The sequence below is a fragment of the Streptomyces sp. RLA012 genome (genome assembly GCF_056270325.1).
Genome location: NZ_JBWDPA010000002.1, coordinates 7,634,167 through 7,647,020, shown reverse-complemented (window position 1 = coordinate 7,647,020; position 12,854 = coordinate 7,634,167). Strand labels below are relative to the sequence as shown.

13 protein-coding genes and 1 pseudogene are annotated in these 12,854 nt (G+C 70.1%); 5 read left to right on the top strand and 9 right to left on the bottom strand.

Annotation, left to right across the window (positions count from 1 at the left end):
- The first annotated feature begins 475 nt into the window (after positions 1 to 475).
- Positions 476 to 904 carry an MmyB family transcriptional regulator gene (locus RV986_RS35015; protein ID WP_475921200.1) on the top strand — a complete coding sequence of 143 codons (429 nt, stop codon included), beginning with the start codon at positions 476 to 478 and terminating at the stop codon, positions 902 to 904.
- Positions 905 to 942: 38 nt separating this feature from the next.
- Here RV986_RS35015 and RV986_RS35010 read toward each other — a convergent pair whose 3' ends face one another.
- Entirely contained in the window at positions 943 to 2,115 is a 1,173-nt protein-coding gene (locus RV986_RS35010) for an RNA-guided endonuclease InsQ/TnpB family protein (RefSeq protein WP_475921199.1), read from the bottom strand.
- A 486-nt stretch (positions 2,116 to 2,601) separates the two neighbouring features.
- Between RV986_RS35010 and RV986_RS35005 the strand changes: the two genes are divergently transcribed.
- From RV986_RS35005 to RV986_RS34995, 3 genes are all read left to right on the top strand, one after another.
- Positions 2,602 to 3,078 (top strand): hypothetical protein, encoded by a 477-nt coding sequence (locus RV986_RS35005; RefSeq protein WP_475921198.1) that lies wholly within the window; start codon positions 2,602 to 2,604, stop codon positions 3,076 to 3,078.
- Between the two features lie 255 nt (positions 3,079 to 3,333).
- Positions 3,334 to 4,683, top strand: coding sequence for a beta-xylosidase (locus tag RV986_RS35000; RefSeq protein WP_475921197.1), 1,350 nt, complete (start codon positions 3,334 to 3,336; stop codon positions 4,681 to 4,683).
- A gap of 102 nt (positions 4,684 to 4,785) precedes the next feature.
- On the top strand, positions 4,786 to 5,961 hold the full coding sequence (locus RV986_RS34995) for a DUF916 domain-containing protein (protein ID WP_475921196.1): 1,176 nt from the start codon (positions 4,786 to 4,788) through the stop codon (positions 5,959 to 5,961).
- Here the strand turns inward: RV986_RS34995 and RV986_RS34990 are convergent.
- Both RV986_RS34990 and RV986_RS34985 read right to left on the bottom strand, forming a co-directional pair.
- Complete coding sequence (locus RV986_RS34990; RefSeq protein WP_475921195.1) at positions 5,855 to 6,193, bottom strand: P-II family nitrogen regulator; 339 nt, start codon at positions 6,191 to 6,193, stop codon at positions 5,855 to 5,857. The two genes, RV986_RS34995 and RV986_RS34990, sit on opposite strands and share 107 nt — an antisense overlap.
- A pseudogene (locus RV986_RS34985) lies at positions 6,190 to 6,345 on the bottom strand (ammonium transporter); the annotation flags it as partial. The pseudogene RV986_RS34985 and the gene RV986_RS34990, both read right to left, overlap by 4 nt.
- A gap of 66 nt (positions 6,346 to 6,411) precedes the next feature.
- Here RV986_RS34985 and era point away from each other — a divergent pair.
- A complete protein-coding gene (era, locus tag RV986_RS34980) occupies positions 6,412 to 7,380 on the top strand; it encodes a GTPase Era (RefSeq protein ID WP_475921194.1) in 969 nt (322 codons plus the stop codon).
- 172 nt (positions 7,381 to 7,552) lie between these two features.
- Here the strand turns inward: era and RV986_RS34975 are convergent, their stop codons facing one another.
- The 6 genes from RV986_RS34975 to RV986_RS34950 form a co-directional block, all read right to left on the bottom strand.
- Positions 7,553 to 7,906 carry a cytidine deaminase gene (locus tag RV986_RS34975; protein WP_475921193.1) on the bottom strand — a complete coding sequence of 118 codons (354 nt, stop codon included), beginning with the start codon at positions 7,904 to 7,906 and terminating at the stop codon, positions 7,553 to 7,555.
- Positions 7,907 to 7,987: 81 nt separating this feature from the next.
- Positions 7,988 to 8,347, bottom strand: a complete 360-nt coding sequence (locus tag RV986_RS34970; protein WP_475921192.1) for an MmcQ/YjbR family DNA-binding protein — start codon at positions 8,345 to 8,347, stop codon at positions 7,988 to 7,990.
- Complete coding sequence (locus RV986_RS34965; protein ID WP_475921191.1) at positions 8,344 to 9,654, bottom strand: hemolysin family protein; 1,311 nt, start codon at positions 9,652 to 9,654, stop codon at positions 8,344 to 8,346. Before RV986_RS34965 ends, RV986_RS34970 begins: the two co-directional genes overlap by 4 nt.
- Positions 9,651 to 10,148 carry an rRNA maturation RNase YbeY gene (gene ybeY / locus RV986_RS34960; RefSeq protein ID WP_475921190.1) on the bottom strand — a complete coding sequence of 166 codons (498 nt, stop codon included), beginning with the start codon at positions 10,146 to 10,148 and terminating at the stop codon, positions 9,651 to 9,653. The genes RV986_RS34965 and ybeY overlap by 4 nt, the downstream gene beginning before the upstream one ends.
- Positions 10,149 to 10,161: 13 nt before the next feature.
- Complete coding sequence (locus RV986_RS34955; RefSeq protein ID WP_475921189.1) at positions 10,162 to 11,229, bottom strand: PhoH family protein; 1,068 nt, start codon at positions 11,227 to 11,229, stop codon at positions 10,162 to 10,164.
- Positions 11,230 to 11,636: 407 nt separating this feature from the next.
- Entirely contained in the window at positions 11,637 to 12,746 is a 1,110-nt protein-coding gene (locus RV986_RS34950) for a carbohydrate kinase family protein (protein WP_475921188.1), read from the bottom strand.
- Positions 12,747 to 12,854: the final 108 nt, after the last annotated feature.

Below are 12,854 nucleotides of genomic sequence, written 5' to 3'. Positions count from 1 at the left end.
TCTCCCCCCTGGCCGGGCTTATCCATCTCCATCGACATGTGGACACAGCCAGGGCGCTGACGATCAGAGTGCCGTTCGCGAGCCTGATCGTCCAGGATGGTCAAGGACATCAAGAACCCGACGTGGACCACCACATACCAGGGGGCCACTTCTGATCCACGCGGGGAAGACGTGGGACGAGAGCCCCCTCCAGATCCCCGACGTCGAGGTGCGTCCCGAGGAACTTCCGGTGGGGCCCTCCTCGGCGTGGTCGAGGTGCTCGACGTCGTGAGGGACTCGGAGAGTCTGTGGGCGGAAGCTGGGTACCTCCACTGCGTGCTCGCTTCCCCGGCCGCTGGCGAAGCCCGTGCCCGTGCGTGGTCGACTCGGACCGCGGACGCCCCCGGTCTCGCCGCGTACGTGATCAAGACCGATTCCGGGTCTTGCGGGACGCGTGCTAGCAGTTGGGACAGGTCCGTAGTGCGTCAAGATCGGCTTGGGAATCGGGTCCGCGGACCGTCCCGATCTGGCCCGCTCCCACGTGGCCGACCTCCGCGTGGTCACCGCGGCCCGCCCGGGCGACCCTGGCCTGGCTCGTCCGGTGGTCGAACTCCTCGCCGCGATCAAGGAGTTCGCCCGCCTCTGGGAGTCCCACGAGGTGACCGTACGGCGCGCCGCGACGAAGCGCTTGTTGCACCCCACCGTGGGCCTGCTGGAACTGGACTGCGAGATCCTCCTCAACTCCGGCGACAGCCAACTTCTCCTCGTCCACACGGCCCGCGCCGGCACGGACTCCTACGAACGCCTCCAACTCCTGCGCATGCTGGGCACCCAGAACCTGTCCCCGAGCCCGGGGACGAAATTCGGCCACTTTCGACAACCCGTCAACGACCCGGGAATGGATTCCCGGGCTTGCAGCTCGTGACCATCACTGGCGGTGATGGGGCCGGCCGCGTCCAGAACTCACGCGATGAGCGTGAGTTCAGGGGCCGCTGACTGGACCCCGCAGACCCACGCCATCCACCCGCGGTGGGCGATGTTGTGGGACGAGTTACGGTCCGCGTGATCAACGAATCCGCAGGACCGGCAGGCGAACCGGGCTTGTGAGGGCCGGTTGCCGCGTTCGATGTGATGACATTGGGAGCATTCCTGGCTGGTGTATGCCGGATCCACGTACACCACCGGCACCCCGGCCCTCTTCGCCTTGTAGACGATGAAGGCGCCGAGTTGCGCGAAGGTCCAGGAGTGGAGCGTGGTGCGTTGGGGCTTTCTCAGCCGGGCCCGCTCGCGAATGCCCTTCAGGTCTTCCAGGGCTACTCCGCGACCGGTGCGTTCAGCCTCCGCCACGATCCGTTTCGAAATCTTGTGGTTGATGTCCTTGTTGCGGCGGGCCTCGCGTCCCGCGTACTTCTTGGCCCGCCGCTTCGCGGACTTGGTGTTCTTCTGTTGCAGCGTGCGCCGCAGTTTCCGGTCCTGTTCCCGTTTCCGGTTGATGCGGCGCCCGGAGTGTTTTTCGCCGTCGGACGTGGCGGCGATGTTCACGATGCCCAGGTCCACGCCGAGGAAGGCGGCCGGGTGGGCGTTCGGGGCGGCTTCGGGGATCTCGCAGGTCGCGATCAGATACCAGGTGCCGTCCTGGCAGACCAGGTCGGACTCGCCCTGGCGATGCCGGGCCAGCACGGCCAGCTGCCCGGCCTGCCCGGTGAAGGCCAGGTTCTTCATCCGGCCCGTCGTGGTCCAGATCGAGACGGTGCGCTGCCCGTGCTGCCAGGACAGCATCCGGTCGTCATACGGCTGCGCCGCCTGCGGGCGGAAGGCGACCGGCTTGCCCGCGGCCCGTGCAAACCGCTTGGATCCCGGTCTGCCGTAGCGGCCCGCCCGCAGGTTCGCCTTCAAGGTGGTGTAGGCGTCACAGGTCTTCTTGATCGCGTGCTGGGCGGCCTGCGCCCCAAGACCCCACCGTTCCCGGATCGGGAGATAGGCGTGTTTGCGCAGCTCCAGCGGGCGGCGCGCGTTCTGTTCGAACGCGACCTGCGCGCCCCAGGTGGCAGCCTCATTACACGCGGTCACAGTCGCCTCAAGTGCCGCCGCCTGTATGGGCGTCGGCAGCAGCTTGACCCGCACCACCAGCTTCACACCCCCGAACCTAACGCCCGCGTCGTACAAGCGAGCCAGGTCCGTATATCCGTCAGTCGATCAAGCGACCAGTCGACCGCACGTGCGAGACACGGAGCTTTGTCCCGCTCCGCTGGAAGCCATGACGGGCACCCCGTACCCGAAGGCGACGATGCCGCGACGCTCCGCGACCACGGGATGCGATTCCTCCCGGGGCTGAAGTCCCGGGGTTCCTCGCAAGAATCCGCTGAAAAAACCGCCCGGCATCCCTTGCAATCCCGAGCCGCTCACGCATCAATAGAGCCGTAACATCCGACGGACCGTCAGATACGCCGCCGCGTGGCGTCCCGCACCCCGCTCGCGGACGGTCCGTGTACACATTTCTCCGCACCCGCACCGGCGTTCACCGGTGACGCGTCCGTGTGCCCGGCCCGGCCCCGGCCTCTGAGCAGGCGGTTCCGTCCCTCCATCCCCACATGGCAATTCCCCGCAAGGGAAGGGAACCCGATGAGACGCAAGCAGTTCGGAATCGCCGCGGCCTTAACCGCCGGCACCCTCGCCGCGACCGGCCTGGCCCTCGCGCCGACCGCCGCGGCCGTCACCCCGCTGACCGCGACCATCAACGCGACCTGCACGATCGGCGGGGGCGGCGCAGCCACCCTGACCGCCACCCAGACCGGCACGGCCGCGACCATCACCCTCAGCTCCACCGCGATCACCTCCCCGCTCCCGCTGTCGAAGGACTCCATCGCCTCCACATTGACGATGGCGAAGGCCGGCGGCGGCACCGTCGCCTTCACCGGCACGAAGAATCCCGCCATTCCGCTGGGCGGCGGGGTCAGCGTCGGTCCGCTCAGCGGCACCGTCGCCTCCGGCAACAGCCTCGACGCGTTCGGCGGCTCCCTGAAGATGGTGGTCTTCGGCATCACCATCACCTGTACCGCGAGCGCGGCGCAGTCACCGGGCCCGTTCGTCTTCAGCTGAGCCCCGGTACAGCACCCGCGTGAAGACCGGTGTCGCCTGCGCGCGGCGGCACCGGTCCTCGTACTGCCCGAACACCCCGAACACCCCGAACACCCAGGCCGGCCCACGCACGAGCCCGGTCGTGACCTTGACACGACCTGATGGCCCATCAGTTAGTGTCTCTGCACTCCATTGACTTCTCGCACGCCCCGCACATCAATGGCCCCCTGTCGGCGCAGACGAGCCGCTGCGCCCACATCCCTCAGGAGGGGGCACATGGCAACGCACAGGGGAACCACGGGTTCGTCCACCCGAAGACGCCGCTGGGCGGCGCTGCTCGGGGCGGCCGCGCTGGCGGTCACCGCGGGAGGAGCGCTGGCCGCCCCGGCCGGCGCCTCGACCGCGGACGCACACAACGTGGACTTCGCCACGCACTGCATCCCGCCGGCGATCGCGGGCATCCCGCCGATCGACGGCACCACCACCGCGCTCATCACGGTGGACAACCCCAGTCCCAAGGTCGGTGACACCGTCACCGTGACGTACAAGGTGGTCACGCCCGCCGCGAACAACCCGACCGCCCTCGCCCTGCCCGCCGACATCATGACGCCCAGCGGAAAGGTCGCTCTCGGCGGGGCACAGACGGGAGACGTCACCGTCGTGGGCCCCAGGAGGAACGACCCGGTGGCGGGCAACGCGCCCTTCCCGGGGTTCAGCATGACCGGCACCTTCACCGTCACCAGTCCGGGCGCCATCACCCTCGCGCCCGGCGACTACAACATCCACACCAGCTACATCCTGGAGCTGGACACCCCCTGCACGGTCACCAACCCGCCCGCCCCGGTATCCGAGACGATCACCGCGACGGACGGAACCCAGACCAACAACCGTGCCATCTCGCTCGGTTCGGCCTCCGGGAAGCCCGGTGACAGCGTGACCGTCACCGGCAGCAACTTCACCCCGGGCGCGAGCGTCACCCTCGCCGGACGGTCGGGGGCCACCCAGACCGCCGACACGGGCACCGCGACCGCGAACGCGCAGGGCTCCATCAGCGGCACACTGGCCGTCAACGACAAGACGACGACCGGTGTGGTGGCGTACGAGGGCGCGAGCTGGAGCGACAGCAAGGGCGCGGGACCGGCGGCGTACGTGGTCGTCGACGACACCCCGATCCCCGCGGGCTCCCAGAAACTCACCACCACGGTGAAGGCGGGAACCCTGTCGATGTCCCAGGCCGGGGACGCCGTCCAGCTGTCGGCGGTGGACTTCGGCAAGGGCGGGGCCTCGACCGGCGCCCTGCAGACGGTGACCGTCAAGGACTTCCGCGGCGGACCCGCGGGCTGGTCCCTGACCGGCAAGGTCACCGACTTCACCGGTCCCGGCGCCAAGATCGATGCCGGGAAGCTGAGCTGGACCCCCGCCTGCGCGACCAAGGCGGGCAGCCCGAGCACCTGCCAGGCCGGTTCGTCCGGTGCGGTGGGCGGTTCGGGAGCGACACTGGCGTCCACCCCCAACGGGGCGTTCACCGGTGGTGAGTTCACCGTCGACGCCGGGCTCTCGCTGGACGTACCGGCGTTCACCCCGCCGGGTTCCTACTCGGGTGTGCTCACGCTGACGCTCACCTGACCGTCCCGTCCGCACCTTTGGCACCTTCGGCACCTCGGTGGCCGGGCGCGCACCCGCCCGTCCACCTCGCCCGGTCCATCACGTCCGCGGGGGTCCGCACCCATGCGCAAGCCGTACGTCCTCCTCCTGATCCTCCTGATCCTCCCGTGCCTGTTCCTGGCCGCACCGGCCACGCCCGCGCACGCCGCCGACAACGGCAGCTGGTCCGTGTACCCCGTCTCGTCGCGGGTCTCGGCCCGCCCGTACTTCTACCTCTCCGCCGATCCCGGGCAGACCATCGAGGACAAGATGGTCGTCGCCAACAAGACGGGGAAGCCACTGGCCTTCCGGCTGTACGCGGCCGACGCGTACAACACCGCGCGCGACGGCGGGTTCGCGGTGCGGACGGTCAAGGAACGGATGCGGGGCGTGGGCGCCTGGGCGCGGCCCGCGAAGTCCCGGGTCACCGTCCCCGCCCACCGGACGGTCACCGTGCCGTTCACGCTCCGCGTGCCCGAGGACGCCGAACCGGGCGACCATCCGGGCGCGCTGGTGGCGCTCGACGAACGCGTCGAGGCGGGCGACGGAACGGCGGTCGCGATGGGGGTGCAACGGGCGGTCGGTGCCCGGGTCTACCTCCGGGTCGGCGGACCGGCCCTCCCCGCCCTCGCCGTCGAGAAGGTCCACTTCACCCACCACCAGCCGCTGGTCCCCGGCACGGGCTCCAGCACGGCCACCATCTCGTACACCCTCCACAACACCGGGAACGTGACGCTGAACCCGAGGGTGCGGCTGAAGGCGGCGGGCCTCTTCGGCCGTACGCTGCTGTCCCGGGGGCTCACGAAGGTCCCCTCGGAGCTGCTCCCCGGGCAGCGGGTACGGCTGAGCGAGCCGTGGCACGGGGCGCCCCAACTCGACTGGGGCGACGTGACGTTGACGGCCAGCGCGCCGGGCACCCGGCAGTCGGCGAGCACGTCGTTCCTCGCGCTGCCGTGGCTGCTGGCGGCGCTGCTGCTGGGCGCGGGAGCCGTAGGGACCGTGCTGCTGCTCAGGGCGCGCCGCGGCGGCACCGGGCCGTGGCGGCGCGGCGGGCGCCGGGGCGGGCCGGGACGGTGGCGGCTCGGCGGGGGCCGGAGCGCGCGAGGACGGTGGCGGCTCGGCGGAGGCCGGAGCCGGACAGGACGGTGGAGGCTCAGAGGGCGTCCGGGCCGCGCTCGCCCGTCCGCACCCGCACGACCGTCTCGACCGGCACGGCCCACACCTTCCCGTCCCCGATCTTCCCCGTCCGCGCGGCCTTGACGATCGCGTCGATCGCGCCGTCCGAGTCCGCGTCCTCGACGACGACCTCGATCCGGACCTTGGGCACCAGATCGACCTGGTACTCGGCCCCGCGGTACACCTCGGTGTGGCCGCGCTGGCGCCCGTACCCACTGGCCTCGGTGACGGTCAGCCCGTGCACGCCGAGTTCCTGGAGAGCGGTCTTGACCTCGTCGAGGCGGTACGGCTTGACGATCGCGGTGATGAGCTTCATGCCTGGGCCTTGGCCTTCTGAGCGGTGGGGAGGGAGGACGAGACCGGGGCACCGTGGCCCAGGACCCCGTGATCGTAAGCGGTCTCGGCGTGCACCGTAAGGTCCAAGCCGGTGTACTCGTGTTCCTCGTCCGCCCGCAGACCCATGACCTCCGCGGGGACACCGCGGGGGCGTCACAGGGCGGTGGGCGTACGGCAAGGGCTTGTGGATCAGGGACAATGGGCGCCATGAGCGTTCGTACCCAGTCATCCGAGCCGCCGGAATCCTCGGGGGCACCCCACCGCGCCGGCTTCGCCTGCTTCGTGGGCCGCCCCAACGCGGGCAAGTCCACCCTCACGAATGCTCTGGTCGGCCAGAAGGTGGCGATCACCGCGAACCAGCCGCAGACGACGCGGCACACGGTACGGGGCATCGTGCACCGCCCCGACGCCCAGCTGATCCTGGTCGACACCCCTGGCCTGCACAAGCCGCGCACGCTGCTGGGCGAGCGCCTGAACGACATCGTGCGCACGACGTGGGCCGAGGTCGACGTCATCGGCTTCTGCCTCCCCGCGAACGAGAAGCTCGGCCCGGGTGACCGTTTCATCGCGAAGGAACTGGCGTCCATCAAGAAGACGCCGAAGATCGCGATCGTCACGAAGACCGACCTCGTCGACAGCAAGACGCTGGCCGAGCAGCTCATCGCGATCGATCAGCTCGGGCGGGAGCTGGGGTTCGAGTGGGCGGAGATCGTGCCGGTCTCGGCGGTCGGCGACGAGCAGGTGGACCTGCTGGCCGACCTGATCGTCCCGCTCCTTCCCGAGGGCCCGGCGCTCTACCCGGAGGGTGACCTCACCGACGAGCCCGAGCAGGTGATGGTGGCGGAGCTGATCCGGGAGGCGGCGCTGGAGGGTGTGCGCGACGAGCTGCCGCACTCCATCGCCGTCGTCGTCGAGGAGATGATCCCCCGCGAGGACCGGCCGGCCGACAAGCCCCTCCTCGACATCCACGCCTTCGTCTACATCGAGCGGCCCAGCCAGAAGGGCATCATCATCGGCCCGAAGGGCCAGCGCCTGAAGGAGGTCGGCATCAAGTCCCGCAAGCAGATCGAGGCGCTGCTGGGCACGCCGGTCTTCCTCGACCTCCACGTAAAGGTCGCCAAGGACTGGCAACGCGACCCCCGCCAACTCCGCAAACTGGGCTTCTGACACTCCCCAGCCCCCACCGACCCGCAGCCAAACAATCCAGGACGGACGGGGAATCCGGGGCGCAGCCCCGGCCCCAGGGGCGCGGGGAACTGCGCGATCAACCCCCACCGGCCCGCGGCCGACGAACAAGACCGGGGCCGGGGGCGGAGCCCCAGGGCCGGGGAGCTCCGGCTCAGCCCGCGGTCACCGTCAGGCGGAGCGTGCCGTCGAGCCCCGCCAGCAGCACCGGCGTCTCCGGACCACCGAGGTCCCGAACCGCCGCCCGGTCCTCCGAAGACACCTCCCCCGCCTCGGACACCACGGCCGCCGCCTCCAGAGACCTCGCCCCGGACGCCACCGCCATGGCCACCGCGGTACGCAACGCGCTCAACCGCAGAGAGGCGAGCTCCACGCTCCCCGCGACATACGTACGGCCGGTCTCATCACGTACGGCCGCCCCCTCGGGCACCCCGTTGCGCGCCCGCGCGGAACGGGCCAGGGTGACGATCTTGCGGTCCTCAGGATCAAGCGCGCTGCTGTCGGTCATGCCCAGAGCATACGAAGGGATCGGGAGACACCCGCACACACCCACCCGCGGCCGATCACACCCACGCCCGCCGGCACCCGCTCACGCCCGGTCGAGACGCAGCCGCTCCGCCTTCGGCAGACCGGCGACGACGAGATCGTACGAATCCTCGACGAGCTCCCGGACCAGCCGGTCCGGGAGTCCGCCGTCGACCGTCACGGTGTTCCAGTGCCGCTTGTTCATGTGATAGCCGGGGATGACCAGCCCCGGGTGCTCGCCGCGCAGCCGGACCGCGTCCTGCGGGTCGCACTTCAGATTGACGGTGAGCGGGCGCGCGTCCAGTCGCGTCAGCGCGAACAGTTTGCCCAGCACCTTGAAGACGGAGATCTCCGGGGCGAAGGGGAAGTCCTCGACGGTCGCGTTGAAGGACAGACAGAACGCACGCAGCTGCTGCGGGGTCAATCCGGCTTCTCCTCCTCGGCAGGCTCCGGGTCCACCGGGCCGACGGGCTCGACGAGCACCGTGACGATCTTGTTCCGGCGCCCGGCCGCGGCCTCCGCCGTCAGCCGCAGCTCACGCCCGTCGGGCAGCTCGACCACCGACGAGGCACCGGCGATCGGAACCCGCCCGAGCGCCTTGGCGAGCAGTCCGCCGACCGTCTCCACGTCCTCGTCGTCGTACGCCTCGAAGCCGTACAGCTCGCCGAGGTCGCCGATGTCGAGGCGGGCGGTCACCCGGTAGCGGTCGTCGCCGAGTTCCTGGACGGGCGGCAGCTCACGGTCGTACTCGTCGGTGATCTCGCCGACGATCTCCTCAAGGATGTCCTCGATGGTGACGATGCCGGCCGTGCCGCCGTACTCGTCGATGACGACGGCGACGTGGTTGCGCTCCTGCTGCATCTCGCGCAGCAGATCGCCCGCGTTCTTGGTGTCGGGCACGAAGGTGGCGGGCCGCATGGTCGTCGACACCAGCTCGGACTCGGCGTCGCGGCTGATGTGCGTCTTGCGGGCCAGGTCCTTCAGATACACGACCCCGACGATGTCGTCCTCGCTCTCCCCGGTGACGGGGATGCGCGAGAAACCGGAGCGCAGGGCAAGGGTGAGCGCCTGGCGGATGGTCTTGTAGCGCTCGATGACGACGAGGTCGGTCCTCGGCACCATCACCTCCCGTACGAGGGTGTCTCCCAGCTCGAAGACGGAGTGCACCATCCGGCGCTCCTCGTCCTCGATCAGGGACTCCTTCTCGGCGAGGTCGACCAGCGCGCGCAGCTCGGCCTCGGAGGCGAACGGACCGCGTCTGAAGCCCTTGCCGGGCGTCAGCGCGTTGCCGATGAGGATGAGGAGGGACGGGATCGGGCCCATGATCCGTGCCAGCGGCAGCAGCACGTACGAGGCCACCGTCGCCGTGTTCAGCGGGTGCTGGCGGCCGATGGTGCGCGGCGAGACGCCCACCGCGACGTACGAGACGAGGACCATGACCCCGATGGCGACGACGAGCGCCTCCGCCGTCTCGTCGAACTCCTTCAGGCAGGCGTAGGTGACGAGCGAGGCGGCGGCCATCTCGCAGGCCACGCGCACCAGCAGCGCGACGTTCAGATAGCGGGTCGGGTCGGCGGCGACCTGGGCGAGGTTCGCGCTGCCGCGCCGCCCGGACCGTACGGCCTCCTCGGCGCGGAAGCTGGAGACGCGCGCGAGGCCCGCCTCCGCGCAGGCGGCGAGCCAGGCGACGACGACCAGGGCGATGGCGCCGATGACGAGCTGCGGACTCATGACACGGTCGGGGCCGGCGAGGCACCCGTCATGCCCTTCTCCTCGCGCCAGCCGTCCACGATGGCTGCCTGGAGTCCGAACATCTCGGCCCTCTCGTCCGCCTCCTCGTGGTCGTAGCCGAGCAGATGCAGCACTCCATGGACGGTGAGGAGCTGGAGTTCCTCGTCCATGGAGTGCTGCGTGGGAGCTTCCTTGCCCTGCCGCTCGGCGACCTCCGGGCAGAGCACGATGTCACCGAGGAGCCCCTGCGGGGGCTCGTCGTCGTCCTTGGACGGTGGCCGCAGCTCGTCCATCGGGAAGGACATGACATCCGTCGGGCCGGGCAGGTCCATCCACTGGATGTGCAGCTGCTCCATGGCGTCGGCGTCCACGGCGATCACCGAGAGTTCGGAGAGCGGGTGGATGCGCATCCGTGCGAGGGCGTAGCGGGCGATGTCGAGGATCGCCTGCTCGTCGACCTCGGTTCCGGACTCGTTGTTGACGTCGATCGACATGGTGCTGGCTTGTCTACTTCCCCTTGTGGCCGGCTTTGCCGTGGCCCTTGTGGGAGCCGTTCTCGGTGCCGTTCTCGTTGTCGTACTTCTCGTACGCGTCGACGATACGGCCGACCAGCTTGTGCCGTACGACATCGTGGGACGTGAGCCGCGAGAAGTGGACGTCGTCGAGGCCCTCCAGGATGTCCTGGACCTGACGCAGACCCGACTTCGTCCCGCTCGGCAGGTCGACCTGCGTCACGTCGCCCGTGACCACGATCTTCGACTCGAAGCCGAGGCGGGTGAGGAACATCTTCATCTGCTCGGCGCTGGTGTTCTGGGCCTCGTCCAGAATGATAAAAGCATCATTAAGGGTGCGACCCCGCATATAGGCCAGGGGTGCGACCTCGATCGTCCCCGCCGCCATCAACCGCGGAATCGAGTCCGGGTCCAGCATGTCGTGGAGTGCGTCGTAGAGGGGCCGCAGGTAGGGGTCGATCTTCTCGTAGAGCGTGCCGGGCAGGAAGCCGAGCCGCTCGCCGGCCTCCACCGCGGGGCGGGTGAGGATGATCCGGTTGACCTGCTTGGACTGGAGCGCCTGTACGGCCTTCGCCATCGCGAGGTACGTCTTGCCGGTACCGGCGGGGCCGATGCCGAAGACGATGGTGTGCTTGTCGATGGCGTCGACGTACCGCTTCTGGTTGAGCGTCTTGGGTCGGATGGTGCGGCCGCGCGAGGACAGGATGTTCTGCGTGAGCACTTCGGCAGGGGTTTCCTGACCGTCGCCCTCCCCGTTCTCGCTCGCCCTGAGCATGGCGATCGAGCGTTCCACTGCGTCCTCCGTCATCGGCTGCCCGGTGCGGAGCACCAGCATCATCTCGTCGAACAGGCGCTGGACGAGGGCCACTTCACCGGCGTCGCCCACCGCACTGATCTCGTTGCCCCGGACGTGGATGTCGGCTGCCGGGAAGGCCTTCTCGATCACGCGCAGTAGCGCGTCTCCTGATCCCAGCACAGTGACCATGGGGTGCTTGGCCGGGACGGTGAAGTGCGCTCGTGCCTGCCCCTGAGCGGGGCTGTGAGCTGTGGGTGTCTGAGTCATGGGCCGGCGCTGTAGGCCTGCTTTTCCTCCTTGATCGGCACGCTTGCCACGGGGGCAGCCTTGCGTCTCCAAGAGTACGACGGTGGGGTGACAGTGCCGTAGGGCTTTTCGTCACCGCTTCTCGGCGCGGGACTCACCGCTTCTCGGCGCGGGACTCGCCGCTTCTCGGCGCGGGACTCACCGCTTCTCGGCGCGGGACTCACCGCTTCTCGGCGCGGGACTCACCGCTTCTCGGCGCGGGACTCACCCTGGTACCGCGCGACAGCGAGGCCCCGTGACCGGCGTCACAGAGCCCGGACGCCTTCGCCGAACCATTTGGCCTTTCCGGAGGCGTGGCGGCTGCGGGAGTCCCGACAGGATCGGCTGGCGACCGATCGGCTGACAAACCGTCACGCGCAAAGGAAAGCTCAGGCCGAGCGGCCGAAGCCGATCGTCGGGACCGCGCGGCGCAGCGGCCACGGCCGGGTCACCTCCGGCAGCAGCCCCTCCAGGAACGCGTACCGCCGCAGTGCCGTCGGATCCTGGTCGTCGACCGACTGGACCCGGCGCCACCAGGCCGCGATCTCGGCCCAGCCAGGCGCCGAGAGGGAACCGCCGAACTCCTGGACGGAGAGCGCGGCGGTCAGTCCGGCGAAGGCGAGCCGGTCGGCGAGCGGCCAGTCGGCGAGGGTGCCCATCACGAACCCGGCGACGAAGACGTCACCGGCACCGGTGGGGTCGAGGGCCTCCACGGCGATCGCGGGAACCTCGGCGGTCTCCCCGGTACGACCGTCCACGGCGTACGCGCCCTCGGCGCCGAGGGTGACGACGGCCAGCGGAACGTATTCGGTCAGCGCGTGCGCGGCGGCCCGCGGACAGTCCGCCCCGGTGTACCGCATCGCCTCGTCCGCGTTCGGCAGGAACGCCTCGCAGTGCTCCAGGTCCGCGAGCCCCGCCAGGTCCCAGCGCCCGGTGTCGTCCCAGCCGACGTCCGCGAAGATCCGGGTGCCCGCGCGCGCGGACTCGGCGATCCACTGCGCGCGCGTGCCGGGCACGAGCGAGGCGACGGCGGCACGCGCGCGGGGGGCGTGTTCCGGCGCGGGCTCCTCCGGCGGCGGCTCGTGCCCGTGGCTGACCATCGTCCGCTCGCCCTCGTACGCCATCGACACGGTGACCGGTGAGTGCCAGTCGGGCACGGTGCGCGACGGGGTGAGGTCGATGCCCTCGCCCTGCTCCAGGGCGTCCCAGCAGTACTCCCCGTAGTGGTCGTCCCCGAAGGCCGCCGCCAGGGAGGTCTTGAGGCCGAGGCGGGCGAGGGCGGTCGCCATGTTGGCCACGCCGCCGGGGCTCGACCCCATCCCGCGCGCCCACGACTCGGTCCCGCGCACCGGGGCGGTGTCGAGTCCGGTGAAGATGATGTCGAGGAAGACCGTGCCCGTGAGGTAGACGTCCCAGGGCGGGTCCTGAGGACCGCGCAGCCCCGCGAGCGGGTCGACGTGGGCGTGACAGTACGGTCGCTCTCCGTTGGACGCGATCACGGTGCGCTCCCTGGCGTGGTGCGGATTCAGGCCAGTGTGCACCAAACGGCACACGGGACGGCGCCGGTCGAGCCGGAGCGGACCGACGTACAACCGCGGCGAAGCCCA

What these genes read in the sequence shown, in the direction of transcription:
- RV986_RS35005 (WP_475921198.1), top strand. Translation starts at nt 2,602, where the DNA reads ATGAGACGCAAGCAGTTCGGAATCGCCGCGGCCTTAACCGCCGGCACC.
- RV986_RS35000 (WP_475921197.1), top strand. Translation starts at nt 3,334, where the DNA reads ATGGCAACGCACAGGGGAACCACGGGTTCGTCCACCCGAAGACGCCGC.
- RV986_RS34995 (WP_475921196.1), top strand. Translation starts at nt 4,786, where the DNA reads ATGCGCAAGCCGTACGTCCTCCTCCTGATCCTCCTGATCCTCCCGTGC.
- RV986_RS34990 (WP_475921195.1), bottom strand. Translation starts at nt 6,193, where the DNA reads ATGAAGCTCATCACCGCGATCGTCAAGCCGTACCGCCTCGACGAGGTC.
- era (WP_475921194.1), top strand. Translation starts at nt 6,412, where the DNA reads ATGGGCGCCATGAGCGTTCGTACCCAGTCATCCGAGCCGCCGGAATCC.
- RV986_RS34975 (WP_475921193.1), bottom strand. Translation starts at nt 7,906, where the DNA reads ATGACCGACAGCAGCGCGCTTGATCCTGAGGACCGCAAGATCGTCACC.
- RV986_RS34965 (WP_475921191.1), bottom strand. Translation starts at nt 9,654, where the DNA reads ATGAGTCCGCAGCTCGTCATCGGCGCCATCGCCCTGGTCGTCGTCGCC.
- ybeY (WP_475921190.1), bottom strand. Translation starts at nt 10,148, where the DNA reads ATGTCGATCGACGTCAACAACGAGTCCGGAACCGAGGTCGACGAGCAG.
- RV986_RS34955 (WP_475921189.1), bottom strand. Translation starts at nt 11,229, where the DNA reads ATGACTCAGACACCCACAGCTCACAGCCCCGCTCAGGGGCAGGCACGA.